19 protein-coding genes are annotated in these 23,258 nt (G+C 67.4%); 7 read left to right on the forward strand and 12 right to left on the reverse strand.

Features of this window, described 5'->3' with window-relative positions:
- Window positions 1-145: 145 nt before the first annotated feature.
- Window positions 146-340 (reverse strand): DUF1192 family protein, encoded by a 195-nt coding sequence (locus tag ABWP84_RS05725; RefSeq protein WP_353211043.1) that lies wholly within the window; start codon window positions 338-340, stop codon window positions 146-148.
- Between the two features lie 205 nt (window positions 341-545).
- Between ABWP84_RS05725 and ABWP84_RS05730 the strand changes: the two genes are divergently transcribed.
- Together ABWP84_RS05730 and radC are read left to right on the forward strand one after the other, a co-directional pair.
- Window positions 546-1,109 carry a cell cycle transcriptional regulator TrcR gene (locus ABWP84_RS05730; protein ID WP_353211044.1) on the forward strand — a complete coding sequence of 188 codons (564 nt, stop codon included), beginning with the start codon at window positions 546-548 and terminating at the stop codon, window positions 1,107-1,109.
- Between the two features lie 56 nt (window positions 1,110-1,165).
- Entirely contained in the window at window positions 1,166-1,918 is a 753-nt protein-coding gene (gene radC / locus ABWP84_RS05735) for a RadC family protein (RefSeq protein ID WP_353211045.1), read from the forward strand.
- 1 nt (window position 1,919) lies between these two features.
- Here radC and ABWP84_RS05740 read toward each other — a convergent pair whose 3' ends face one another.
- The 3 genes from ABWP84_RS05740 to ABWP84_RS05750 all read right to left on the reverse strand — a co-directional run bounded on the left by ABWP84_RS05740 (window position 1,920) and on the right by ABWP84_RS05750 (window position 8,689).
- Window positions 1,920-2,792: a transglutaminase family protein gene (locus tag ABWP84_RS05740; protein WP_353211046.1), complete on the reverse strand. Its 873-nt coding sequence runs from the start codon at window positions 2,790-2,792 to the stop codon at window positions 1,920-1,922.
- The gene (locus tag ABWP84_RS05745) at window positions 2,789-5,266 is read right to left on the reverse strand and encodes a circularly permuted type 2 ATP-grasp protein (RefSeq protein ID WP_353211047.1); all 2,478 of its coding nucleotides are present in this window, start codon (window positions 5,264-5,266) and stop codon (window positions 2,789-2,791) included. The genes ABWP84_RS05740 and ABWP84_RS05745 overlap by 4 nt, the downstream gene beginning before the upstream one ends.
- Before the next feature lie 90 nt (window positions 5,267-5,356).
- On the reverse strand, window positions 5,357-8,689 hold the full coding sequence (locus ABWP84_RS05750) for a transglutaminase family protein (RefSeq protein ID WP_353211048.1): 3,333 nt from the start codon (window positions 8,687-8,689) through the stop codon (window positions 5,357-5,359).
- A gap of 136 nt (window positions 8,690-8,825) precedes the next feature.
- Between ABWP84_RS05750 and ABWP84_RS05755 the strand changes: the two genes are divergently transcribed.
- Window positions 8,826-9,884, forward strand: a complete 1,059-nt coding sequence (locus ABWP84_RS05755; protein ID WP_353211049.1) for a malate/lactate/ureidoglycolate dehydrogenase — start codon at window positions 8,826-8,828, stop codon at window positions 9,882-9,884.
- Window positions 9,881-10,963, forward strand: coding sequence for an aminotransferase class V-fold PLP-dependent enzyme (locus tag ABWP84_RS05760; protein WP_353211050.1), 1,083 nt, complete (start codon window positions 9,881-9,883; stop codon window positions 10,961-10,963). The genes ABWP84_RS05755 and ABWP84_RS05760 overlap by 4 nt, the downstream gene beginning before the upstream one ends.
- A 20-nt stretch (window positions 10,964-10,983) precedes the next feature.
- Here ABWP84_RS05760 and ABWP84_RS05765 read toward each other — a convergent pair whose 3' ends face one another.
- Entirely contained in the window at window positions 10,984-11,913 is a 930-nt protein-coding gene (locus ABWP84_RS05765; RefSeq protein ID WP_353211051.1) for a TAXI family TRAP transporter solute-binding subunit, read from the reverse strand.
- Between the two features lie 68 nt (window positions 11,914-11,981).
- Here ABWP84_RS05765 and ABWP84_RS05770 point away from each other — a divergent pair, with 68 nt between their 5' ends.
- Entirely contained in the window at window positions 11,982-13,448 is a 1,467-nt protein-coding gene (locus ABWP84_RS05770; protein WP_353211052.1) for a M81 family metallopeptidase, read from the forward strand.
- Window positions 13,449-13,452: 4 nt separating this feature from the next.
- On the opposite strand, the gene ABWP84_RS05775 is transcribed toward ABWP84_RS05770, so the two are convergent.
- From ABWP84_RS05775 to ABWP84_RS05805, 7 genes are all read right to left on the reverse strand, one after another.
- Window positions 13,453-14,949 (reverse strand): solute carrier family 23 protein, encoded by a 1,497-nt coding sequence (locus tag ABWP84_RS05775; protein WP_353211053.1) that lies wholly within the window; start codon window positions 14,947-14,949, stop codon window positions 13,453-13,455.
- Window positions 14,937-15,176 (reverse strand): hypothetical protein, encoded by a 240-nt coding sequence (locus ABWP84_RS05780; RefSeq protein WP_353211054.1) that lies wholly within the window; start codon window positions 15,174-15,176, stop codon window positions 14,937-14,939. The genes ABWP84_RS05775 and ABWP84_RS05780 overlap by 13 nt, the downstream gene beginning before the upstream one ends.
- A 375-nt stretch (window positions 15,177-15,551) precedes the next feature.
- On the reverse strand, window positions 15,552-16,526 hold the full coding sequence (locus ABWP84_RS05785) for a tripartite tricarboxylate transporter substrate binding protein (protein ID WP_353211055.1): 975 nt from the start codon (window positions 16,524-16,526) through the stop codon (window positions 15,552-15,554).
- Between the two features lie 25 nt (window positions 16,527-16,551).
- Window positions 16,552-17,409, reverse strand: coding sequence for an alpha/beta fold hydrolase (locus ABWP84_RS05790; RefSeq protein WP_353211056.1), 858 nt, complete (start codon window positions 17,407-17,409; stop codon window positions 16,552-16,554).
- The gene (locus ABWP84_RS05795) at window positions 17,406-18,437 is read right to left on the reverse strand and encodes an LLM class flavin-dependent oxidoreductase (protein WP_353211057.1); all 1,032 of its coding nucleotides are present in this window, start codon (window positions 18,435-18,437) and stop codon (window positions 17,406-17,408) included. The genes ABWP84_RS05790 and ABWP84_RS05795 overlap by 4 nt, the downstream gene beginning before the upstream one ends.
- A gap of 38 nt (window positions 18,438-18,475) precedes the next feature.
- Window positions 18,476-19,441 (reverse strand): aldo/keto reductase, encoded by a 966-nt coding sequence (locus tag ABWP84_RS05800; RefSeq protein WP_353211058.1) that lies wholly within the window; start codon window positions 19,439-19,441, stop codon window positions 18,476-18,478.
- The gene (locus ABWP84_RS05805) at window positions 19,441-20,415 is read right to left on the reverse strand and encodes a tripartite tricarboxylate transporter substrate-binding protein (protein ID WP_353211059.1); all 975 of its coding nucleotides are present in this window, start codon (window positions 20,413-20,415) and stop codon (window positions 19,441-19,443) included. Before ABWP84_RS05805 ends, ABWP84_RS05800 begins: the two co-directional genes overlap by 1 nt.
- A gap of 152 nt (window positions 20,416-20,567) precedes the next feature.
- Here ABWP84_RS05805 and ABWP84_RS05810 point away from each other — a divergent pair, with 152 nt between their 5' ends.
- Together ABWP84_RS05810 and ABWP84_RS05815 are read left to right on the forward strand one after the other, a co-directional pair.
- Window positions 20,568-21,407 (forward strand): helix-turn-helix domain-containing protein, encoded by an 840-nt coding sequence (locus ABWP84_RS05810; protein WP_353211060.1) that lies wholly within the window; start codon window positions 20,568-20,570, stop codon window positions 21,405-21,407.
- Window positions 21,408-21,457: 50 nt separating this feature from the next.
- Window positions 21,458-23,245, forward strand: a complete 1,788-nt coding sequence (locus ABWP84_RS05815) for an NAD(P)/FAD-dependent oxidoreductase (RefSeq protein WP_353211061.1) — start codon at window positions 21,458-21,460, stop codon at window positions 23,243-23,245.
- Window positions 23,246-23,258: the final 13 nt, after the last annotated feature.

The raw sequence follows: 23,258 nt of genomic DNA on the forward strand, positions 1-23,258 counted from the left end.
AGGAAACTAAGTTTCCTGCTGGGGTGCTCGAGGGGCAAAGCCCCTCGATCTTGTTCGTGGCAGCCTGCCAGAGATCGACAAAGGCCAGCCAAGACGTTGAACCAGCGTCAATTCTCAGCCATTTTCTGCAATTCCTTGCAGCATGTCAGACTTGGTGTGGTTTGAAAAAAACTGCGGCGGCCTCAAGGCTGGCCTGTTTGGCGGCCTTGGCCGCTTCGGCACGGATAATTTCCTGCTGCAATGCGGCGATATGCTCGGCGAAATCGCTTACGGACCAGCCATCATACTGGCGTGGTGCCAATGGCCGTTCTGGCCGCCTTATGCTGTCTTCATCATGCATTGCCCCATAACCTCCCGCTTTTTGGCCACTTGGTCCTTTGACCCTGGCCGCAAGCGCGACTATATCAATCTTTGATGTTGGTGGGGATTCTCCCTGCCATCCCGAGACTCCGCCCCGCGTGCCCGGGTGGGCCGGCCCGGGCCGCAGCATATTGCGCGCGCCCCACCGGCCTCCGTGTTGCGCCAACAGCTGTGAACCAACGCCGATGACCCAGCCCCTGATGCCCAAGGCCACCGCCGTGTGGCTAATCGAGAAAACCGCTCTGACCTTTGACCAGGTTGCCGATTTCGTCGGCATGCATCCCCTTGAGGTCCAGGCCATTGCGGATGGTGAGGTGGCGCAGGGTATTATCGGTTATGACCCCATTGCCAATAGCCAATTGACGCGCGAGGAAATTGCCCGCTGCGAGGCCAATGCCGATGCGCGGCTGCAGATTTCTATCTCCTCGATCGAACTGCCCAAGGCGCGCGGCAAGGGTGCGCGCTATACCCCGGTGGCCAAGCGCAATGACCGGCCTGATGGCATTGCCTGGCTGCTGCGCAACTACCCCAAGCTGCCCGATCCGGCGGTGGGCAAGCTTTTGGGCACCACCAAGGACACCATTGCCAAGGTGCGCGACCGGACCCATTGGAACAGCTCCAATATCAAGCCACGCGACCCGGTGATTCTGGGGCTTTGCACCCAGCAGGCGCTCAATGCGGTGTTGCTGGCGGCGGGCGAGAAGCCGGGTGCGCTGCCGCTGCCCGCGCCTGAGGATGGCGCGGAATAGGCGTGACAGCCCCAGGTTGAGCAGTCACACTGCCGCAGGTGGTGTGGAGGGGCGAGATGTCCAGCAACGCAGGTGGCCGGGGGAAGCGGCAAGCTGGCTTTGCGGAGGCTGGTGACCTTTTTGGCGGCGACGTGCCGCCGCCGGGGCATCTCGGCCATCGTGCCCGCATGCGGGAGCGGCTGCTGCGGGCGGGGCCGGATGCGCTGCTCGACCATGAAATGCTGGAGATGCTGCTCTTCACCGCCATGCCGCGGCGCGACACCAAACCCATTGCCCGCGCGCTGCTCGACCGTTTTGGCAGTTTTGCCGATACCATCGCCGCACCCATGGCCGCCTTGCAGGCGGTGGAGGGCATGGGCGAAGCAGGTGCGGCAGCGCTGAAACTGGTGCAGGGCGCGGCACTCAGGCTCTCTGCCGCCTCAATCAAATCACAAAACCTGCTGAACAATTGGGAGCGGCTGCTGGAGCACCTGACGGCGGTGATGGCGCGCGAGCCGATTGAGCAGTTTCGCGTGCTGTTTCTCGACAGCAAGAACAGGCTGATCGCCGATGAGGCGCAGGCGCGGGGCACGGTGAACCACACGCCGGTCTATCCGCGGGAGGTGGTGAAGCGGGCGCTGGAATTGCACGCAACCGCCTTGATTTTGGTGCATAATCACCCGAGTGGTGACCCAACACCCTCACGCGCTGATATTGAGATGACGGCCGAAACCCGCCGCGCCGCCGAGGCGCTGGGGATTGTGCTGCATGATCATGTGGTGGTCGGGCGCGGGCAGCACCTCTCCTTTCGGCGGGAGGGGTTGCTGTAGTTCAGCCGCCCTCTGCGGGTTCCAGATCAACGCTGACGCTCAGGTGATGCGCGCCGCCGCCCAAAATCACCCCGCGCAGCGGCGAGATATCGGCGAAATCGCGCCCCCAGGCGATCACCACATGCTCATCGCGCACCACGATGCCATTGGTGGGGTCCAGCCCCACCCAGCCATCGCGCTCGCCCAGCCAGGCGCCGACCCAGGCATGGCTTTGGTCGGCGCCGCGGCGGCGCTCCTGGCCGGGCAGCGGGCGGGTGCGGATATAGCCAGACATATATCGGGCCGGCAGGCCGAGGCCGCGCAGGGCTGCGATCATCAGATGGGTGAAATCCTGGCAGACGCCGCGGCGCAGCCGCAGCACCTCCTCCACCGGGGTGGAGATGGAGGTCACGCCGGCCTGGAAGCGGAATTCGGTGGCGATGCGTTCATTAAGATGCAGCAGGGCCGCCAGCACCGGCCGGCCGGGGGGGAAGCAGGGGCGGGCGAATTCTGCCGCCTCGGCCAGGGCGGGGGCATGGGCTGAGGCATGGAGGTATTCCGTGGCCTCGTCGCAGCCGCGCTGGGCCTGGTCAGCCACCACATCCCAGGGCAGCGTCGCCTCGGGTTGGGGCGGCGGGGCGAAGTTAACCTCGACCAACGCCTCGGCCGTTACCTCGAAATGCTGATGCGGGGCGGCGATGAAGATGCGGGTGGCGGCATTGCCAAAATGGTCATGCGTCTCGGTCGCGTGGTCGGGGGCGGGCTGGCAGCGGATGCGGGCATGAATCACCCGCTGGCCCGGCAGGGCGCGCGGCTTGAGGTGCAAGAGATGCGCTGCCAGATCGACCGGCTGGTCATAGGCATAGGCGGTGATGTGGCGCACCCAATACATCATGTGGCGAGCACCTCGGCCGGTACTGCCACCGGTCCATCGAGCCCGAGCGAGCGCGCGACCGGCAGCATGGCGAAATATCGCCTGGTGACGCCGTCACTGAGCCCGCCCAGGCGGTCGGCCATCTCGGACAGTTGCGGCGGCAGCATGGCGGCGGCCACCGCCTGCTCGGGCGAGGCCAGGATGGATTGCACCAGCGCCTCGGCATCGCGCGACAGGGCGCCGGCCTCATCCACCAGGGGGTCCTCGGTGAGGCCGGATACCTCGGCCAGCGCGGCCTGGATGGCGCTGATCTGAAAGGCGAGGCCGCGGGGGTTTGACGGGTCGGCCAGCACGAGGTCGAGCACCGGGGCGGGCTGCAGCACGGCGAGGTAGCGGCTGCGATAGGTGATCACGCTGTCGCAGAGTTCCAGCACGAGGCGCAAGCCGGCCTCGATGCGCGCGGGCGGCTGGTCCAGCACCAGGCCGATCTCGGCCAGCACCGCCTGCGAGCGCTCCAGCCGGCGGCCGAGTTCCAGGAACAGCCGTCCGCCGCCGCGCACCATATTCTCGCTGGCCACGCCGGCCACGGCGGTGGCGAAGCGCAGATTGGCCACCATGGCGCGGGAGAGGGATTCGAGGCCGGTGCCCGCCGTCTCGCCGGCCGCGCGGGCGGCGCGCAGGCTGAGATTGAAGGTGGCGTGCATGTCATCGGTCAGCCGGTCGCGCACCGTCTCGGTCAGATTGGCGATGCGGGCCTGCAATTGCCCGACAGCACCCTCGGGCCGCGCGGCATGGGCCAGGGCGGCGGCGAGCGCCGTGGTGGAGCCACCGCCGGGCAGCGCCTCGGCATCTATCAGCCCGGCCTCGCGCAGGCAGCGCGCCAGGGCGGCGACCTCGGCGATCTCGCGCGGCAGCGGCGCGCCGCGGCGCAGGCGGGTGAGGGTGGCGCGGATCAGCCGCGCCGCGCGGTCCAGCCGCTCCACATAACGGCCCAGCCAATAGAGGTTGTCGGCCACGCGGGAGGGGATGGCGCCGGAATTGCGGCGTATGGCGATGGGGGGCAATTGCTGCGCGGCGGGGCCGATGATCGGCAGTGCTTCTTCTTCGGCCAGCACCCAGACATCCTTGCACCAGCCCGAACGCGGCAGCCGCCCGGCCATGGGTGCGGTGCCATCGAGCACGCGCGCGAGGCCACCGGGCATGGCATGCCAGCCGGTATCATCGCTGACCGCAAAAAGCCGCAGCGCCAGCGGCAGGGGGGCCAGGGCGGTGCCGGAAAAACACGGCGCGACCGAGGCGGTGGGCAGCCAGGTGGCGCACCAGGCGCCCGGCGCGGCCTCCAGGCGGGGGGCCATGGCGGGGGTATAGACCTCGCCCGGGGCGGCACCATCCATGGCGGGGCGGATGAGGATGGGCTCGCCTGCCGCCAGCACTTGCGCCGTGGCGCCTGGGCTGCCGAGCCAGAGCGTGGGCAGGCTTTCCAGCAAGAGGCTCTCGCCCAGAAGATGCTCGCACAAGGCCGGCAGGAAGGCTGCGAGGGCTGGGGATTCGGCCAGGTCGGCACCCGGGGCATTGACCAGCGCCAGGGCGCCATGCCGCGCCGCATCCAGCACGCCGGGCACGCCGCCTGCGGCATCGGCTTCGGGGAATTCCAGCGGGTCGAGCGTATTGGCCTCGACCCGGGAGAGCAGCACATCGATGGGCTGCAGGCCCTGCAAGGTTTTGAGGAATAGCGCGCCGCCGCGCACCGTGAGGTCTCCTGGCTCGACGAGCGCAGCCGAGATTTCGCGGCTGAGCACGACATGCTCGAACCAATGCGGATCGGCGGTGCCCGGGCTGAGCAGGGCCACGGCCGGTGCGCCGGCGCGCTGCGGGCCCAGGCGTTGCAGGCTGTCCTGCCAAAGCTCGAAAAAGATCGACAGGCCGCGCGGCTTGGCGGCGCGAAATGCCTCGGGCATCGCTTGGCCCATCAGGCGGCGATTTTCCATCGCGTGTCCCATGCCGGAGACCAGGCCGGCACGGTCACTCATCACCCGCCATTGCCCATCCGGGCCGCGCAGCATTTCGGCTGCATAAAGTTGCAGCAGGGGGTTTGGTGCGGGGGCATTGGCGCGGCGCGAGGCGCGCAGGAATTGCGGATTGCCATAGACCAGCATCGGCGGCAGCAAACCCAGGCGCAGGAGAGTTTGCGGGCCATAGAGATCGGCCAGGACGGCCTCCAGCAGCCGCGCCCGCTGGGCCAGCCCGGCCTCGAGGGTGGCAAATTCGGCTGCCGGCATAGGCAGGGGCACGGGGTCACAGCGCCAGCCCATGCCCGCAGCTTTGGTGCCGGGCAGGATGGAGGCGATGCCCTCCTCCTCGGCGGCGCGCTGCAAACGTCGGGCGCGCTCCTCCAATTGCGGCTTGCCCAGGCCACCGACGGCACCGAGCAGATTGCGCCAATGCGGCCTGATCCGCCCTGCGCCATCCACCATCTCATCCATAGGCGCGCTCATCGGCGACCCAATTCAAACACGGTCCAGGGGCGGGTCGCCCCTGGTGGGGGGTGTCGGGGGGCAAAGCCCCCTGACAAGCAACCTCTCCCGTTACGCATAAGCCCGCAAATCCAGCGTCAACGGATGTTCCGCACTGCGGCCCGCATGCAGCGGCGCGCTGAAGCCCGGCGTGTGATTGATGGTGAAGAAGCGCGAGCGCCGCCGGGCCTCGGCTTCATTGGTATTGACCGGGAAGCTGTCGTAATTGCGCCCGCCCGGGTGGATGGTGTGGTGTTGCACGCCGCCAATGGCACGGTTGTTCCAGGTGTCGTGGATGTCGATGGTGAGCGGTGTTTGGGCTTTGATCGTCGGGTGCAGGGCTGAATAGGGCGCCCAGGCCTTGAAGCGGATACCGGCGATGTATTCGCCAGTGGTTTCGGTGGCGGTGAGCGGGACTGTGACACCGTTGCAGATCAGTGAAAAACGCTCGGGCGAGAAATTCGAGAGTTTCACCTGGATGCGTTCGACCGAACTGTCGACATAGCGTGCGGTGCCGCCGGCCGCCTGTTCCTCGCCCAGCACGTGCCAGGGTTCCAGCGCGTGGCGGATTTCGAGGCGCATGTCGCGCAGCGTGGTTTCGCCGATCAGCGGGAAGCGGAATTCCATGTGGGGGGCGAACCAGGCCGGGTCCAGCTTGAAGCCGAATTGGCCGAGATCTTCCAGCGCGTCGTTAAAATCCTGGCCGCAGAGTTCGGGCAGCATGAAATTGTCATGCAGCCGGGTGCCCCAGCGGATGAGGCGGCGCTCATAGGGGCGGTTCCAGAAGGCGGCGACGGCGGCGCGCATCAGCAGCATCTGGGCGGTGGACATTTCGGCATGCGGCGGCATTTCGAAGCCGCGGAACTCGACGAGGCCGCGCCGGCCGGAGGCGCTGTCCGGGTTGTACATCTTGTCGATGCAGAATTCGGTGCGGTGGGTATTGCCGGTCATGTCGGCGAGGATGTTGCGGAACAGGCGGTCCACCAGCCAGGGCGGCGTGGGGCGGGTTTTGGCGGCTTCGGCGAAGGCGATTTCCAGTTCGCGAACATTATCCTGCCGCGCCTCGTCGATGCGCGGGTGCTGGCTGGTGGGGCCGATGAAGAGGCCGGAGAAGAGATAGGAGAGGCTGGGGTGGTTGTGCCAGAAACCGAGCAGCGATTTCAGCAGATCCGGACGGCGCAGAAAGGGGCTATCGGCGGCATCGGCCGCACCCATCACCACATGATTGCCGCCGCCGGTGCCGACATGGCGGCCATCCATCATGAATTTCTCGGCGGTGAGGCCGACCTGGCGGGCCTGCTCGTAGAGTTGGGCGGTGCGGTCCACCACCTCATGCCAGCCATGGGCGGGGTGGATATTCACCTCGATCACGCCCGGATCGGGGGTGACGGAGAAATGCGGCAGGCGGGGGTCTTCGGGCGGCAGATAGCCTTCGAGGAAGATTTTGCGGCCGGTTTGGGCGGCGGTGCCCTCAATGGCGGCGACGAGGTCCAGCCAATCCTCGGCGGCGAAGACGGGGGGGAGGAAGACATGCAGCAGGCCGCCGCGTGGCTCCACGCAGAGCGCGGTGCGGATCTGGCCTGGGTCTATAGCCGCCTGGGTGCTGGGTTGCGGGTGGGGGCGGAAATCCTCGATGCCGAGGTCATCATGCAGCGCGTCCATGGCACGGCTGAGGGCGAGTTGGCGGCGCTGGATCACCGCCTCAGCGCTGGGCAGGGGCGCGGTATCGGCGAAGGGATCGGGCTCGGCATCCGCCTCCAGCGCGGCCGGGTCGATCCAGGGCAGTGAGGCGAGCGGCAGGCGCAGGCCCATGGGGCTATCGCCGGGGACGAGGAACATCACATCATCGCGGAAGAACCAGCGTCCGGTCTGCCAGAGGCGCGCCCCCCCCTCGGCCTGCACCCGGCGCAGCGGCAGCACGGAGCCGACCGGGGCGCCCAGGCCCTGGGCGAAGATGCGCTTGAGGCGGGTGCGCTCCAGCGGGTCGGCCAGCTTGCTGTCCTCGGCGAGGATATTGGCCGGCAGGCGGCCTTCCTTCCAGAGGTAGTAATGGATGTCCTCATGGCCGGATTGCACCATGGCGGGGTCGACCTGCAGCCGGGCGGCGAGGAGTTTGCTGAAGTGCGCGGCATCGGCGGGGGTGGCGTTATCAGTGTCATCGTCGCTGGCCAGGAGGGCGGGGTTTTCCCAGACTGGAACGCCATCGGCCCGCCAATGGCAATACAGGGCGAAGCGCGGCAGCGGCTCGCCGGGGTATTGCTTGCCCTGGGTATATTGCAGCGCGGCACCCGGGGCCCAGAGCGGTGCCAGGCGGCGCAGCAGGCGCCCGGCATAGCCCCGCTTGGTCGGGCCCAGCGCGTCGATGTTCCATTCCCGCGCGTCGCGATCGGTATCGGCGACGAAGGTGGGCTCGCCGCCCATGCTCAGGCGGACATCACCGGCGGCGAGTTCGGCATCCACGGCGCGGCCGGTGGCGAGAATGCGTTGCCATTGCGCTGGGCTATAGGGCTTGGTGACGCGGGGCGTTTCCAGCACGCGGGTGACATGCATTTCGAAGCCAAATTCGCATTTCGCCTCCTCCACCATGCCGGAGATGGGCGCGGCCGAAGCGGGCTCGGGCGAGGCGGCGAGTGGGATATGGCCCTCGCCGGTGAAAAGGCCTGAGGTGGCGTCGAGGCCGATCCAGCCGGCGCCGGGGAGATAGACCTCGGCCCAGGCATGCAGATCGGTGAAATCGGCGGCGGGGCCCTCGGCGCCGGTCACCGGTTTTACGTCGCCCACCAATTGGATGAGGTAGCCGGAGACGAAACGCGCGGCGAGGCCGAGATGGCGCAGCGCCTGGACCAGCAGCCAGGCGGAGTCGCGGCAGGAGCCACGGCCTTCTTCAAGGGTTTGCTCTGGCGACCAGACGCCGGGCTCCATCCGCACGATGTAATTAGTGCGGCCTTGGATCATCTGGTTGAGGCCCACCAGCATGTCGATGCTGCGCCGCTCGGTGCGGGGGACATCGGCCAGGAAGGCTTTGAGCAGCGGCCCGGATTCGGTGGTTTTGCGGAAGGGGGCGAGTTCCTCGTCCAGCACAGGATCATAGGCGAAGGGCCAGGTTTCGGCTTCGGGCTCGAGGAAGAAGTCGAAGGGGTTTTGCGTCGCCATATCGGCGATCAAATCCACGGTCACGTCGAAATGGGTGACCTTTTCGGGGAAGACCACGCGGGCCTGGAAATTGCCCTGCGGATCCTGCTGCCAGTTCAGGAAATGGCCGCGCGGCGAAATGTTGAGCGAATAGGCCAGAACCGGGGTGCGGGCATGCGGCGCGGGGCGTAGGCGGATGACCTGGGGCCCGAGTGCCACCGGCTTTTCATAGGTGTAGCTGGTGCGGTGGCGCAGCGCGACATGAATGGTCATGAGCTAATCCCGGGGGTTTGGTCGCAGACCTTGGGCTATAGCGCAGGGCCGTAGCCTGGGGATAGGTTTGAAGGGTCGCCGTGGCCCTGCGGCGGCAATTGTGTTGTGCTGCCGCGATCCAAGAACGAGAAACGCCATGCCCCGCATCACCGCCCCTGCCCTCATCACCCTTGTCAGCGCCATGTTCGAGGCGGTGGGCAGCAGCGGCCCTGAGGCCGCGCGAATCGCCTCCGACCTGGTGGAGGCCAATCTTCGCGGCCATGACAGCCACGGCGTGCAACTCGTGCCGCGCTATATCGAGAATGCCGAGGCGGGGCTGATCAACCCCAATACCCAGCCCAGCCGGGTGGGTGGCGAGGGTGCGATGGCCGTATGGGATGGCGGCATGGGGTTTGGCCAGGTGGTTGGCCGCGCGGTGACGGATTGGGCGATTGAGACCAGCCGGGCGCAGGGCATGGCGATGTTTGGGCTGCGCCGCACCCATCATCTGGGCCGCATCGGCGGCTATGCCGAGCAGGCGGCGGCGGCGGGGATGATTTCGCTGTTCTTCGTCAATGCGGTGAGCGGGCGGGGCGTGGTGGCGCCCTTTGGCGGCATGGATGGAAGGATGGGAACCAATCCGGTTTGTATCGGCGTGCCGATGGCGCCTGAGCCGATCATTTTGGATTTCGCCACCTCGGCCATTGCGGTGGGCAAGGTGAAAGTGGCGTTTAATGCCGGCAAGCAGGTGCCGCCCGGGGTGTTGATCACCCATCTGGGCGAGGCCTCGACCGACCCTGCGGTGATTTATGGCCAGGGGCCGCGCGGCGCGCTGGGGCCCTTTGGTGGGCATAAGGGTTACGGGCTGGCCTTGATTTGCGAAATTCTCGGCGGCGCGTTGACTGGCGGCGGCACCAATCAGCCTCAGACGCCCAATGATCGCGGCATCGTCAATGGCATGTTCGGCATCATGCTCGACCCTGCGCGCATGGCCGATCTGCCGGGCTTTGCCCATGAGGTGCAGGCGATTTGTGACCATGTGCGGGCCTCGGCACCGGATAATGTGCTGCTGCCGGGCGAGCCGGAGCGGCGCACCCGCGCCCAGCGCAGCGGCAGCGATGGCATCCCGCTCGATGAGGTGAGTTGGGGCGATCTGGCGGTGACGGCGACGCGGCTGGGCATGCCCGAGGCGCTCATTCAGGCCGCGCTGGCGTGACCCCGCTCTTCCCGCGCGAGGCCTTCGATATTGGCCCGGATGTGGCGCATTTGTGCTGCGGCGGGGAGCCGCCCTGGCTGCGCAGCCACTCCATGGCCATGGCCCGCTATGCCGAGCACCGCAATGGCGGCTTCACCGGGCGCGACCTGATGGATGCCGAGGTGCTGGCGGTGCGTGGCCTGCTGGCGGAGGAATGGGGCGTGGCCTTGGCGGAGATTGGTTTTGTCTCCTCGGTGGCCGATGGCTGCGCCATGCTGGGCGAGAGCCTGGAATTGCCGCCGGGCTGCAATGTGGTGGCGGCGGATATTGAATATTCCTCGGTGCTGGGTGGCTTTGCGCTGCGGCCGGGGGTGGAGATGCGCATCGGCCAGGGGCTGGCCGGCATTGCTGGATTGGTGGATGCGCGGACCCGCGCGATTCTGGTCTCCGATATTTCGCAACTCACCGGCGAGGCGGCTGATTTGCCGGCGCTGCGCGCCCTGGCCGATGCGGTGGGGGCGGCTTTGATCGTGGATTTCACCCAGGCGGCGGGGTGGAAGCGGGTGGATGCGGCGATGGCCGATTTTGCCTTCTCCTCCTGCTATAAATGGCTGCTGGGGAGCACCGGCATCACGGTGGCCTATTGGAATATGGCGCGGCAGCCTCACTGGGCGCCACGCTCGGGCGGCTGGTTCAGCCTGGTGGCGCCGATTGACTGGCAGGCGCCTGCCCTGGTGCCGGACGCCATGCGGTTTTGCCGTGGCAACCCGGCCTTTGTGCCGCTCTATATGCTGGGCCATGCGGTGACGGTGGCGCGTGGTTGGGCCGGGGCGGCGGCGGTGGAGGCGCATGTTCTGGCGCTGACTGCCGCCATGCGGCAGGGCGTGCTGGCGGCGGGGCTGCCCTGTTGGACGCCCAGCCGCCATGGCGCCAATGTCTGTATTCCCCACCCTGACTCAGCCGCTGCCGTGGCGGGTTTGCGGGCGCGGGGCGTGATGGCCTGGGGCGGGCGGGGGCGGCTGCGCTTCAGCTTCCATGGCTATAATGGCATGGATGATGTGGCGGCGGCGCTGGCGGCTTTGCCGGCGGTGATGGGCTGAGGGCGCGGCCCTGGGAGCAGCTATGCCAGTTCAAACCCGACCTCACGGAAATACCGTAGCGCACCGGGGTGGAAGGGCATGATGCGATTATTCACCGCATTGGCGGCGCGGGTGGCCGCCGCACTGGAGTGGATCTCCGCCGCCGGATTGGCGGCGCTGAGCACTTGGCGGGTGATCGCATAGGCCGTGGCATCTGAGAGCGCGGCATTGGCAATCACAAAATTCCAGGCGGCGAAGCTGGCCACCGGCGCCCCCTGCCCCGCATAGCTGCCGGCGGGGGTATTGCTGGGGGCAAGATAGGGCATGCGGGCAATCACCCGGGCGGTGACCTCATTGCCGGGGCCGAAGATGATGGCCGGCGCCCGGCCGAGCACCGCCACCAGCGAGGGGATGGGCACGATCGCACCTTGCCAGAGCGCGTCCATGGCACCACTCAGCAGGCCCTCGGTCATCGCCGAGGGGTCACCACTCACCACCTCGATATGGATGCCCGCGGCCTCGGCGGCGGCGCGGAGAAAACTCTCGGCCGGGCCGCGGGCGGGGCCAGCCCCCACCCGTTTGCCATTGAGTTGGTTGAAGCGGGTGAGGCCGCTGCTGGTGAGCGCGGCGATGTGAAAGGCCGTCTCATACATGGGAAACAGCGCGCGCACCGCGACATGCCGCCGCCCGCCTGCCGCCTGGCTGCCCTGCAGCGCATCCTGCACGCTGCCCAGAAAGGCGGTGCCCAGCGCCAGGGGGTCATCCTGCACCAGGGCGAGGTTTTGCAGCGAGCCGGCGCTGGTGCGGGCCTCGGCGGGGATGCCGCCCTGGCGAAGATAGGCGGCCAGACCCTCGGCATAGGGCAGGAAGGCGCTGCCCGGCCCTGCGGCAAATATCCGCAAGGGCACCTGGGCCTGGGCGGGCTGGGTGAGGGCGATGAGGGGGCTGGCCATGGCGGCGCGTCGGTTCATGGCGAATCTCTGGCTTGAGTGAGGGAGTAGGCTAGCCCTCCTCGCCGCCGCCTGCCAGTTTTGCCGCCATGCCCCATATCGCCGTTGCCCGTCTTTGGTTCGAGGCCAATTCCTTCGCCCCCGAAGCCACCCCTCTGGCCGCCTTCCAATCGCGTGAATGGGTGGCGGGCGATGATGCCCGCGCCCGCTATCGTGGCACGGCCACCGAATTGGGCGGGCTGGATGCCTTTCTGCGCGAGCGGCCTGAATGGTCAGCCACCATGCTGCGCTGCACCTCGGCCCAGCCGGGCGGGCCGATGACCGATCAGGCCTTCGCCACCTGGTGGGAGGAGGTGGCGGTGGGGCTCGCTTCTGGCGGGTTTGATGGGGTTTATCTCTCGCTGCATGGCGCCTGCCTCACCGAAAGCGACCCGGAGGCGGACCTCACCATCATCCGCCTGACGCGCGCGATCATCGGGCCTTCGGTGCCGCTGGTGGCGAGTTTTGACATGCATGCCAATCTCAGCCCGCAGCTGGTGGGACTGCTCGATGGCGCGAGCGGCTATCGCACCTACCCCCATATCGACATGGCGGATGCGGCGTGGCGGGCGCTGCGGCTGCTGGAGGCGCGGTTCTCGGGGCGGCGGCTGCATGGCGCCCTGGCCAAGCTGCCGCAGGTGCTGCACTCCTTCCATATGCGCAGCGAGGCGGGGCCGATGGCCGAGACCTGGGCGCTGGCCCAGGCGATGGAAAGCCCCGCGCTGCCGGATGTGAGCCTCTTTGGCGGCTTTGCCTGGGGGGATTCGCCGGGGGCTGGGCCCTCGGCCATGGCCTGGGGGGAAAGTGCCGACGGGGCCCGCGCGGCGGCACGCGCGGTGATGGCCGAATTGGCTGCCCGACTGCCCCGCTTTGCCGTGGCGCTGCCCGATGGGCCGGCGGGGCTGGCTGCGGCGCTGGAAGCGCCCCCGGGGCTGGTGGCGCTGCTCGACCCGGCTGACAACCCGCTCAGCGGCGGTGCCGCCGATACGCCGGGGCTGTTGCGGCTGCTGCTGGAGGCGGGCCCGCCGGTGGAAACCGTGCTGGCCTTTCTGCATGACCCTGAAGCGGTGGCCGAGGCCGCGGCACTGGGTGTTGGGGCGCCGATTGCGCGCCTGTTGGGCGGGCGCAGCACCGCCGCCTTTGGCCCGCCGGTGGCTTTTGCCGGGGTGGTGGAGCGGCTGACGCATGGGCGCTTCCTCAACCAGGGTCCGATGGAGGCGGGCAGCCCGGTGGATCTGGGGCCGAGCGCGGTGCTGCGGCGCGGCGCGCTGCGGGTGATCCTCACCTCACGCAAGGAGGCGGCGGTGGACCCGGCGTTTTTTGAACTGCACGGGATTGCGCTGGGTGAGGTTCGGCTGCTGGCCAATAAGGCCAAGAACCATTTCCGCGCCGCCTTCGCGGCCCGCTGCGCCGCCATTGTGGAGGCGGATTTTGCTGGGCCGGCGGCGCTGGATTTGGCCGGGCTGCCGTTTCGCCATGTGCCGACGGCCTGGCGGGGGGCGGTGGGGGTAGCTTGAGGCGCTATGCGTCGAGAAAGGTCAGGCGCAATTCGCCGGCTTTGCGCTCGACCGTCGATGCCTGACGGACGGCAAGCCATAGGATGAAGGCCACATCATCGTCCATTCCGTTATCGAGTGACAGCACCGCAGGCTGGGATGAGGGTGCGGGCAGCATGCCGCCCTGGTGTTTCAGCACCACCGAAACCTCACCCTCCAGGTGGCGAATGGCGACGTTGATGGTGTTCTCGCCGCGCAGCGCCATCACCTCGCCGATCTCGATGAGGAAGTTTTCGACCTTTTGCATCGTCGCGCGGTGGGTGGCCCAGGCGCCGCCCAGGCGGATTGTCTCATCCTCGGCCAGGCGTGGCAGGCTGGCGCCGACCGGCAGGGAAAGACTGGCCTGGCGCGTGACCAGCGGCAGGGTGAGCAGGTGAACGAGCAGCGCGGCCAGGCAACCAAAGCTGAGCGGTGAGGCCAGAGCCGGCAGATATATCCGGAACACCCCGGGCAGAATGAGCACCGACATCCCGGCAAATATGCCCACACCCGCGACCAGGGTGCGTCGGGTATCGAGCATGCGCGCCGTGATCAACTGGATGCCGGACACCAGCATGATGACGGCGACATAGATCAGCATGACCGCTTGAACGGTTTTTGGCAGCAAACCGAAAAACGCGGCAATTTGTGGCGAAAAAGCCATTGCGCAGAGGAAGGCCGCGCCGAGGAAAGCGATATGGCGGGAGAGCGCGCGATTGGCGATCGATAGCGAGTAGCAGGCGGAGGACGGGCTGGCCACCATGCCGCCCAGCAGACCGGCCGCGACGATTGATAGGCTGCTCGCCAATAACCCGCGCCGCAGAGGCGGGCTATCGGGTTTTTTCCAGTCGGCATCGGCGGCGCGTTGCAGGGCGGTGAGACTGCCCAGCAGGGAAATAAAAGTCGGCAGGATGGGAATGACGAACATGATGACGAGGCCAAGCGTGATCCCCTCAAAGCGTGGCAGGATGGGCTGAGGAACCGCCAGCCAGGGATTGGACGCCAAGGCGGTGGCGAATTGCAACTGCTCAGGCATCAGCCAAGCCGCAAGCATCAAGCCCAGTGTGGCGCCGATGATCACGGCAAATGGCGCAATGGGCAGCCTGGACAGCACCACAACCATCATGATCATGAAGGCCGGGATGATAATCGCCATCTCCATCATGATCACAGCCGGGGCCAACTGGCCTTTATCGCTCAGCAGGTCGAACACCAGCGGCAGGAGCGAGGCGCCCAGTAGAAAGACCGAGACACCGGCCAGCTCAGAGGGAAATATCTTCTCCGGCCGCGGCATGAGCAGCACGAGGCCTATGGCCACCACGCCGCTGATGACAACCAGGGCCGCGATCTGATCAATCGCCACGCCATTGGCGGCACAGACCAGATAGGCGCCGACAAAAACGGGCGCGGGAATGCTCGCCATCTGGTAGCCGGCCCCCACGGGGCCCCGCCACATTGCATGCGCCAGGGTCAGGATCGCCATGGCAGCAATGACAGGCAGAGCAAATTGGCGGCCGAACGGGTATCGAGCCCCAGGGCGTCGGCGACGGCGACGGGCAGGACGATGTAAATCGATTGCAGCGCCAAATGCTGTAAGGCCATGGCGGTGGCCATCGGCCAGGGCATGCTCTCATGCGCGGCGAAGAGAAGGTCTTGCGGGCGGGTGGCCTTGCGGTCGGCTGATCTGGGCGCGAAGGGGAATAGGGTCATGGCTGGCCACCTTGGGCCGCCTGCGCCGATGCGCCGGGGGCGCAACCTTGGCAGGGGAATTCACCGCATTGCCGGGCTGCATGAGAATTCTGGATAGGATCGCAGACCACCGTCATAGCAGAGATCCATTTTTTGCTCAACAAGCCGGCCGATTTTTGAGAATTGAAGACCATTCTTCGCCAGCATTTAATTTAAAAACAAAACTTTAAAAGATAGTGGCAAGGCTAGTAGCAGCCGAGAAATTTAACAAGTTTTTATTTTACGGTAATTTTTATCATATCGTCTGGGACTATTATGCCAAAAAAGATATGAAGCCATGCAACACCGGCGCGGGTTGCGCGCCGGTGTTGCATGGTGGTGGCATGCGGCGCCACCTCAGCGGATGCGAACACCCGTCTCATTGATGATCCGCCGCCAGATCGGCGCATCATGGGCGATCATCGCCGCGAATTCCTCGGGCGAACTTCCCACGGGCTCATAGCCCACGCCGCGGATGAGGTTGGTGGGTGCCGGGCGGCGCACCGCTTCGGCCATGGCCCGGCCGACCGCGGCCACAATGGCCGGTGGCGTGCCGGAGGGTAGGAACATCCCCTGCCAGATCTGCGGGTCGAAGCTGGTCATGCCCTGCTCGGTCAAGGTGGGGAGATCGGGCAGTCCCGGGGCGCGGCGCGGGCCGGTGGAACCGAGCGGGCGAAGCTGGCCGGAGCGAATAAAGTCGCGCGCCGAGTCGGCATCGATGAAACCGCAGCATAGCCGCCCTGCCAGCAATTCGGAGATGAATTGCGCGGTGCCGTTGAAGGGCACCGGCTCGACATCGAGCCCGGCTTGGCGGGCAAGCAATATGCCCTGCAGATGGCTGGCGGAGCCATAGCCGTAATTGCCAAAGGCCAGTTGTTCACGCCCTGCCTTCGCCCGGGCGATGAAATCCTGCAGCGTGGTTGCTGGCAGGCTCGCGCGCACCACGAAGACCGCCATGGCCGCGGTGATCTGCGACACCGGCACAAGGTCGCGGCCGATTTCGTAAGGCAGGGTGGTGTCGAGCATCGGGCCGATCAGCGCGCCTGAGACGGCGGAGAGAATGGTCATGCCATTGCGGCGGGACTGCATGACCCGCGCGGCGCCGACCACGCCGCCGCCGCCCACGGCATTCTCCACCACCACGGGCTGGCCGAGGATTTCCGCCAGCGGCTCCGCCAGCACCCGCGCCACAGCATCGGCCGCGCTGCCCGGCGCGCCGGCCAGCACGAGGCGCACCGTGCCGCCGCCCGGCTGCAAGCCCTGCTGCGCGCGCGCCGCGGGGGCGATCATCACCACCAGCGCCAGCAGCGCCAGAAAGGGTAGTTTTTTCATCGTTTCCTCCTCATCGGCGCGGGCGTTAATCGCCCGTTGCCATGGCACGCAGGATCGCATTGAAGCGGGCTGGCGCCTCCAGTTTCAGCATGTGGCCGCAGCCCTCGAAGACATGCAAGTGCGCATCGGGCCGGGCCGCGTGGAGTTTGGCGGCATGCGCCTCCAGCGGCGCCATCCGGTCCCGCGTGCCGGCCAGCAGTGCGACCGGCCCTTGGGCGCGGGCGATGAGGCAGGGGGTGTCGGTGGTGAACATCATATGCATCGCCGCCGACCAGCCCACGGGTGTGAGCGCATCGCGCAGGCGTTCCACCAGGGCTCGGACCGGCTGGGGGGTATCGGAGGTGAGCAGGCGTTCGGCCACCGCGCTGCGGTCATCACTGGCCGAGGGGGGCTTGGCGCGCAGCGCCGCCAGGGCCTCGGCACGCGCCTCGGGGGGCAGGCTGCCACGGCCGGTATTGGGGGCTGAGAGGAGCAGCGCGCCCACCCGCTCGGGCTGCGCCACAGCGAGGTTCAGCGCGATGACGCTGCCCCAGGAACTGCCGGCCAGCACGGCGGGGCGGGCGAGCCCCAACCCATCGAGGAAACCGGCCAGGGCGGCGGCATAGTCCAGCGCCGTGGGGTTGGGCTCGGCCAGGAGGGTGCTGCCGCCATAGCCCGGGGCGTTCCAGGCGATAACGCGAAAACTGTCCGACAGGCCGGCGAATTGCGCGCGATAGCCCGCCGAACTGGAGCCCACGCCATGCAGCAGCACTATGGCCGGTGCGTTGGACGGCCCGGCTTCGCGGTACTCGATGACGCTCCCGCTCGGCTGCGTCACCTGGCGCTGCAGCGGCGGCAGGTCAGCGGCCAGCCATGCGGCCTCATCGGCGGTGATGGCGCTCACGCCAGCACGGGACTGACTTCGCGCAGCGCCGGCATCACCTCGGCGGCGTAGAGCCTCACCGAGGCTTCGGTATCGGCCGGGGCGAGGCCGCCGAAGGTGAAATTGCCGATGAGGTAGTTCAACCCGCCATCGCGCACCTGGCGCAGCAGCGCATCGCGCACTGTAGAGGGCGAGCCGGCGACGGCTTGGCCGGCTTCCACCAGCGTGTCGAAATCCGGCGGCAGCTTGGCATTGACCGGCAGGGTGCCATGCTTGTGCCAGAGCTTCATGAAGTGGCGATAGAAGACCGGCCAGGCGGCGCGGCCCAGTTCCAGCGCCTCCTGATCGGTATCGGCGACCAGGATATAGCGGTTGACGCCGATCAGCGGCTCATCGCCGCCCTGGGGATGGGAGAGGCGCCATTCGGCGCGGTAGCGATCGCTGACCGCGCGGACGCGGGCGACGGGGCCGCCGCAGAGCACATTCACCCCATTGCGTGCCGGCCAGACGGTGGAATCCGGTGATGCCAGCGCGTACCACATGGCGGGATGGGGCTGTTGCAGGGGGGCGATTTCCACCGGCACATCGTCGATCTGCCAGAAGCGGCCGTGATGGCTGAAGCTGTCGCCGGCGGCGAAGAAGCCGCGAATCACCTCCAGCGCCTCGGCATACATCTCCCGCGCGTTCTCCGGCTGCACGCCGAAGGCGGCCAGTTCATGCGGCGAGGCGCCACGGCCGATGCCGAATTCGAAGCGGCCGCGGCTGAGATGGTCGAGCATGCACATCTCCTCCGCCAGCCGCAGCGGGTGGTAGGTGGGCAGCAGATAGACCAGCGGGCAGAGCCTGAGGCGGCTGGTGCGCTGGGTGAGGGCGGCGATGAAGACGCTGGGCGAGGGCGCGGTGCTGAGCGGCGTCGCGTGGTGTTCGCTCATGTGATAGCGGTCGAAGCCAAGTTCGTCATACAGCGCGGCGAGGCGCAGACGATGCTCATATTGCTCGGCGAGCGGCAGGCTGCCGCGGTCATTCTGGTCGAAGATGCCGAATTGCATGGGTCTGTCCTGTTCGGGTTGGGGCTGTCAGGCGATGGTCATGGGGCGGGCACGGCGCGGTGGGGCGCGGTGATGTGGTCGATCTCGGCCAGTTCATCGGGGGCCAGGGCCCAGCCGGTGGCGGCGATGTTTTGCGTGATCTGCTCGGGCCTTGTGGCGCCGGCGATGACGCTGGCCACCGTCGGGCGGGCCAGCAGCCAGGAGAAGGCGAGTTCGAGCAGCGTGCGGCCGCGGGTGGCGCAGAAGGCCTCAAGGGCTTCGAGCACCGACCAGTTCTGCTCGGTGACGAAGTGATCGGAGAGCACCGGGGTGATGGCCAGCCGCGCACCCGGCGGCGGCGGCGCGCCTCGGCGGTATTTGCCGGTGAGCAACCCGCTGGCCAGCGGGAAATAGGGCAGCATACCCAGGCCATTGGCGGCCATGGCGTCGAGCAGGCCGAGATCGGGTTCGCGCGCCAGCAGGCTGTATTCATCCTGGCAGGAGATGAAGGCATTGAGGCTGGCGGAGCGCGAGGTCCAGAGCGCATCCACTACCTGCCAGGCGGCGAAGCGGGAGCAGCCGATATAGCGCAGCTTGCCTTGACGGATCAGGTCATCGAGGGCGCGGAGCGTTTCCTCGATGGGGGTCAGGGGGTCGAATTTATGCATCTGGTAAAGGTCGATCCAGTCGGTGCCGAGGCGGCGCAGGCTCTCCTCGACCGAGGCCATGATGGTGGCGCGGGAGGCGCCGCCGAGCCGCCCGCCATCCATCGCGATGCCGACCTTGGTGGCCAGCACGATATCCCGGCGGCGCTCGCCCAGAATTTCGCCGAGGAATTCCTCCGAGCGGCCGCGCGCGCCGCGCGGATAGACATTGGCGGTGTCGAAAAGGGTGATGCCATGGTCGAGTGCCGCATGCACCACGGCGCGCGAGGCGGCGAAGTCGCAGCGCCCGCCGATATTGTTGCAGCCCAGGCCGATGGCGGAGACGCGCAGGCCGGAACGGCCGAGTTGGCGGTGTTGCATTATTCCACGCGCGCGCCGGAAGCGGCCACGGCACCGCGCCAGCGCTCCGTATCCTGCCGCAGGAAGGCGGCGAAATCGGCTGGGCTGCCGGGGGCGAAGGTGACGCCCTGGGAGAGCAGGCGCTCGCGCAGATCGGGTGCTGCCAATGCGGCGGTGATGGCGGCGTTCAGGCTGCGGATCACCGGCTCGGGCGTGCCGGCGGGTGCGACGAAGCCTTGCCAGCCCACGGCCTCGAAGCCGGGCAGGCCGGCCTCGGCGGCGCTGGGCACATCGGGCAGCACGGCAAGCCGGGCGGAGGAGGTGACGGCGAGCGGGCGCAGCGTGCCGGCGGTGATCTGCGGAATGGCGCCGGGCGGGTCACTGGCGAGGAGTTCGACCTGCCGGGCCAGGATGGCCGCCATGGCCGGGGCGGCGCCATTGAAGGGGATATGCGCCACATCGATGCCGGCGCGTTGCAGGACCAGCGCCATGGCCAGATGCGGGAAGGTGCCGGCGCCGGCGGAGGCATAGTTCAGCCGGCCGGGGGCCTCGCGCGCCAGGGCGATCAATTCGGCCAAGCTGCGGGCGGGCATATCGGCGCGGACCACGAGGATATTGGGCAGGGTGATGGCGAGGATGACCGGGGCGAAGGCGGCCTGGGTGTCATAGGGCAGGCTGCGGTAAAGGCTTGGGTTGATGGCGAGGTTGGTATTGGCCAGCAGCAGGGTATGACCATCCGGCGCGGCGGCGGCGACGGCCCGCGCGCCGGCAATACCACCCGCGCCGGGGCGGTTTTCCACCACCACCGCGACACCGAGGCTGGCGCGCAGCTTGTCGGCCACCAGACGGGCGAGGATATCGGCCAGGCCGCCGGGGGCGAAGGGCACGATGATGGTGAGGGGGCGCGATGGAAAGGGCGCCTGCGCGGCGGCAGGCACGGCGCCGAGCAGCGCTGCTGCGGCGTGCCGTCTGCGCATGAGGAAGCTCTGCCTCATGGATTATTTCCTCCGCCTCAGATTTTTCATTCAAAACTGTTGAATGGCTGTTGATTTGTTGTATCCTGAGCGGTGGGGGCGCGTGGTGTCAATGCCGGAGCGCTGGCCTTTCCCTTTGGCCTTTCCCTTTGGCCTTCCCGCCTGGAGCATGCATGGCCGAACGTCGCGGGATTCAGTCGATTGAGATTGCCTATCGGCTATTGCAGGTGCTGCAGGAGGCGCCGGGCGCCCTGCCCTTGCGCGAGATTGCCCAGGGCGCCGGCATGTCACCCAGCGCTGCCAATAATTATCTGGTGAGCCTGGTGCGGACGGGGCTGGCGGCAGCGGATGACAAGGCGGGGCATTACCGGCTGGGCCCCGCCGCGCTGGGCTTGGGGATGGGCGCGATCCGCCAGATTGATGGTTTTGCGGTGATCCGGCGCGAGGTGATGCTGCTGCGCGCCGGCACAAGGCACAGCGCCGCCGTCTCGGCCTGGAGCGCGGATGGGCCGGTCAGCCTGTTCAAGCAGGAGGGCGAATGGCGCTCGGCGCTGGAATTGCGCACCGGCCTGCTGTCGATGACCTCGACGGCGGCGGGCAAGGTTTTTGCCGCCTGCATGCCGCAGGCGGTGACCCGGCCATTGCTGGCGCGTGAGCCGCATGCGGTGGCGGGCTTTGCCGCGGCGGCGCGGCGGGAATTGGCCGATGCCGGGTATGTAACGGTGCGGCGGGATGATGGCACCGGCTATGTCTCGGCTGCTGCGCCCATTTGGGACTGGAGTGGTGAGGTGCGGTTTGCGCTCAGCATCATCGGCGCTCAGAGCACCTTGCCGATTGGGCCGGGCAGCGCTGCGGTGGCGGCGCTGCTGGCGGGGGCGGGAAGGGCGACGCTGGCGCTGGGCGGCAAACCGGCCGCGGCGGCGCCGGCGGCAACGGCGGCAACGACAGGCGATGCGACGGCGCTTCGTTTACGGCCAGGCCCCCCGTGGACGGCGGCTTCCGAGGGCGCCTAAGCTGGCTTTGAAGCGCCAGGCTTGAACCAGGGCGCGCGAAGAGGGACGCCATGGACACCGAAGATGACGGGCTGCAGGAGCAGCGCGCCGCATTGGAACTGCGCCGGGTGGCGGCGGGTTGGCTGGCCGGTTTTGAGGCTGCCCTGGCCAGCGGCGATGCCACCGCGCTGGGCCGGATGTTCCACGCCGATGCCCATTGGCGCGATGTGCTGGCCTTCACATGGCATGTGACCCCTGTGGCCGGTGCCGATGCCATCGTGCAGCGGCTATTGGCCGAGCAGGGCCGGGTTCGTGCCCGGGGCTTCGTGCTGCCAGCCGAGCGGCGCGCACCGCGGCTGGTCACCCGCCTCGGCACGCGCTGCATTGAGGCGCTGTATGAGTTCAGCACCGCCATCGGCGGCGGCGCGGGCATCTTTCGGCTGTCGGAGGCCGAGGATGGGCTGATGAAGGCCTGGCTGCTTTCGACCACGCTGCAATCCATCACCGGCCATGAGGAGCGCATCGGCGCCAATCGGCCGAGCGGCTCGGCCTATTCGCGCAATTTCGGTGGTGACAATTGGGCCGATGTGCGGCGCAAGGCGGCGGCCTATGAGGATCGTGACCCGGCGGTGCTGGTGGTGGGCGGGGCGCAGGCGGGGCTGGCCGTGGCCGCGCGGCTGAACCGGCTGGGCGTGGACACGCTGGTGGTGGAGAAATGGCCGCGCATCGGCGATAGCTGGCGCAAGCGATACCATTCGCTGGCGCTGCATAATTCCATCCATATCAACCACCTGCCCTATATGCCATTCCCGCCGAGCTGGCCGACCTATATCCCCAAGGACATGCTGGGGAACTGGTTCGAGTTCTATGCCGATGCGATGGAGATCAATTGCTGGACCGATACCGAATTCGCCGGCGCGGAATGGGATGGCCCGGCGCAATGCTGGAATGCCCGGCTGAAGCGTGGCGATGGCAGCGAGCGGGTGATGCGGCCGCGGCATATCGTCTGCGCCAATGGCGTCAGCAGCTATCCGATGATGCCCGATGTGCCGGGGCTGGATGCGTTCCAGGGCACGGTGATGCATTCTGAGGGCTTTGATAGCGGTGCTGGCTGGGGTGGGAAGCGGGCGCTGATTCTGGGCACTGGCAGCAGCGCCAATGACATGGCGCTCGACCTGCACAGCCATGGCGTGCACACCACGATGATCCAGCGTGGCTCGACCACGGTGGTCTCCATCAACCCCAGCGCGCGGTTGAATGAGGCGGTGTGGGACGAGCCGGGCACGATGGAGGATGCCGATGTCATCGCCTCCTCAGTGCCGCCGCCGCTGGTGCTGCGCAATTACCGGGCGGTGGTGAAGCGGATGATGGAGCTGGACCGCGAGATCGTGGAGGGGCTCCGGCGCATCGGCTTCAAGCATGATATCGGCGAGGATGAGACCGGCCATCAGATGAAGTATTTCCGCCGGGGTGGCGGGTATAATCTGGATGCCGGCAGTTCCGAATTGCTGATCAAGGGTGAGATTGGCCTGTTGCAATATGACCGGATCGAGCGCTTCGTCGCCGAGGGCGCGCTGCTGCATGATGGCAGCGTGGTGCCGGCGGATTTGGTGCTGCTGGCCACCGGCTATTACCCGCAGCAGGAGTTGATCCGCCGCAGCATGGGCGAGGCGATGGTGGAGCGCATTGGCCCGGTTTGGGGCATTGGCCCAGATGGTGAGCTGAACAATATGTATAAGCGCACGCCGCAGCAGGGCTTGTGGTTCATTGCTGGCGGGCTGCCGCAATGCCGCATCAACTCGAAATTTCTGGCCTTGCAGATCAAGGCGATGGAGTTGGGCCAACTCGGGCCGCTGTAGTGCCGTAAGCAAA

Origin of the sequence: Rhodovarius sp., assembly GCF_040399605.1 — a bacterium.
GTDB lineage: Bacteria > Pseudomonadota > Alphaproteobacteria > Acetobacterales > Acetobacteraceae > Rhodovarius > Rhodovarius crocodyli_A.

Excerpts from the sequence above, each read along its gene's own strand:
- ABWP84_RS05725 (WP_353211043.1), bottom strand. The coding sequence starts at position 340 with ATGCATGATGAAGACAGCATAAGGCGGCCAGAACGGCCATTGGCACCA.
- ABWP84_RS05730 (WP_353211044.1), top strand. The coding sequence starts at position 546 with ATGACCCAGCCCCTGATGCCCAAGGCCACCGCCGTGTGGCTAATCGAG.
- radC (WP_353211045.1), top strand. The coding sequence starts at position 1,166 with ATGTCCAGCAACGCAGGTGGCCGGGGGAAGCGGCAAGCTGGCTTTGCG.
- ABWP84_RS05740 (WP_353211046.1), bottom strand. The coding sequence starts at position 2,792 with ATGATGTATTGGGTGCGCCACATCACCGCCTATGCCTATGACCAGCCG.
- ABWP84_RS05745 (WP_353211047.1), bottom strand. The coding sequence starts at position 5,266 with ATGAGCGCGCCTATGGATGAGATGGTGGATGGCGCAGGGCGGATCAGG.
- ABWP84_RS05750 (WP_353211048.1), bottom strand. The coding sequence starts at position 8,689 with ATGACCATTCATGTCGCGCTGCGCCACCGCACCAGCTACACCTATGAA.
- ABWP84_RS05755 (WP_353211049.1), top strand. The coding sequence starts at position 8,826 with ATGCCCCGCATCACCGCCCCTGCCCTCATCACCCTTGTCAGCGCCATG.
- ABWP84_RS05765 (WP_353211051.1), bottom strand. The coding sequence starts at position 11,913 with ATGAACCGACGCGCCGCCATGGCCAGCCCCCTCATCGCCCTCACCCAG.
- ABWP84_RS05770 (WP_353211052.1), top strand. The coding sequence starts at position 11,982 with ATGCCCCATATCGCCGTTGCCCGTCTTTGGTTCGAGGCCAATTCCTTC.
- ABWP84_RS05775 (WP_353211053.1), bottom strand. The coding sequence starts at position 14,949 with ATGGCGATCCTGACCCTGGCGCATGCAATGTGGCGGGGCCCCGTGGGG.
- ABWP84_RS05780 (WP_353211054.1), bottom strand. The coding sequence starts at position 15,176 with ATGACCCTATTCCCCTTCGCGCCCAGATCAGCCGACCGCAAGGCCACC.
- ABWP84_RS05785 (WP_353211055.1), bottom strand. The coding sequence starts at position 16,526 with ATGAAAAAACTACCCTTTCTGGCGCTGCTGGCGCTGGTGGTGATGATC.
- ABWP84_RS05795 (WP_353211057.1), bottom strand. The coding sequence starts at position 18,437 with ATGCAATTCGGCATCTTCGACCAGAATGACCGCGGCAGCCTGCCGCTC.
- ABWP84_RS05800 (WP_353211058.1), bottom strand. The coding sequence starts at position 19,441 with ATGCAACACCGCCAACTCGGCCGTTCCGGCCTGCGCGTCTCCGCCATC.
- ABWP84_RS05805 (WP_353211059.1), bottom strand. The coding sequence starts at position 20,415 with ATGAGGCAGAGCTTCCTCATGCGCAGACGGCACGCCGCAGCAGCGCTG.
- ABWP84_RS05810 (WP_353211060.1), top strand. The coding sequence starts at position 20,568 with ATGGCCGAACGTCGCGGGATTCAGTCGATTGAGATTGCCTATCGGCTA.
- ABWP84_RS05815 (WP_353211061.1), top strand. The coding sequence starts at position 21,458 with ATGGACACCGAAGATGACGGGCTGCAGGAGCAGCGCGCCGCATTGGAA.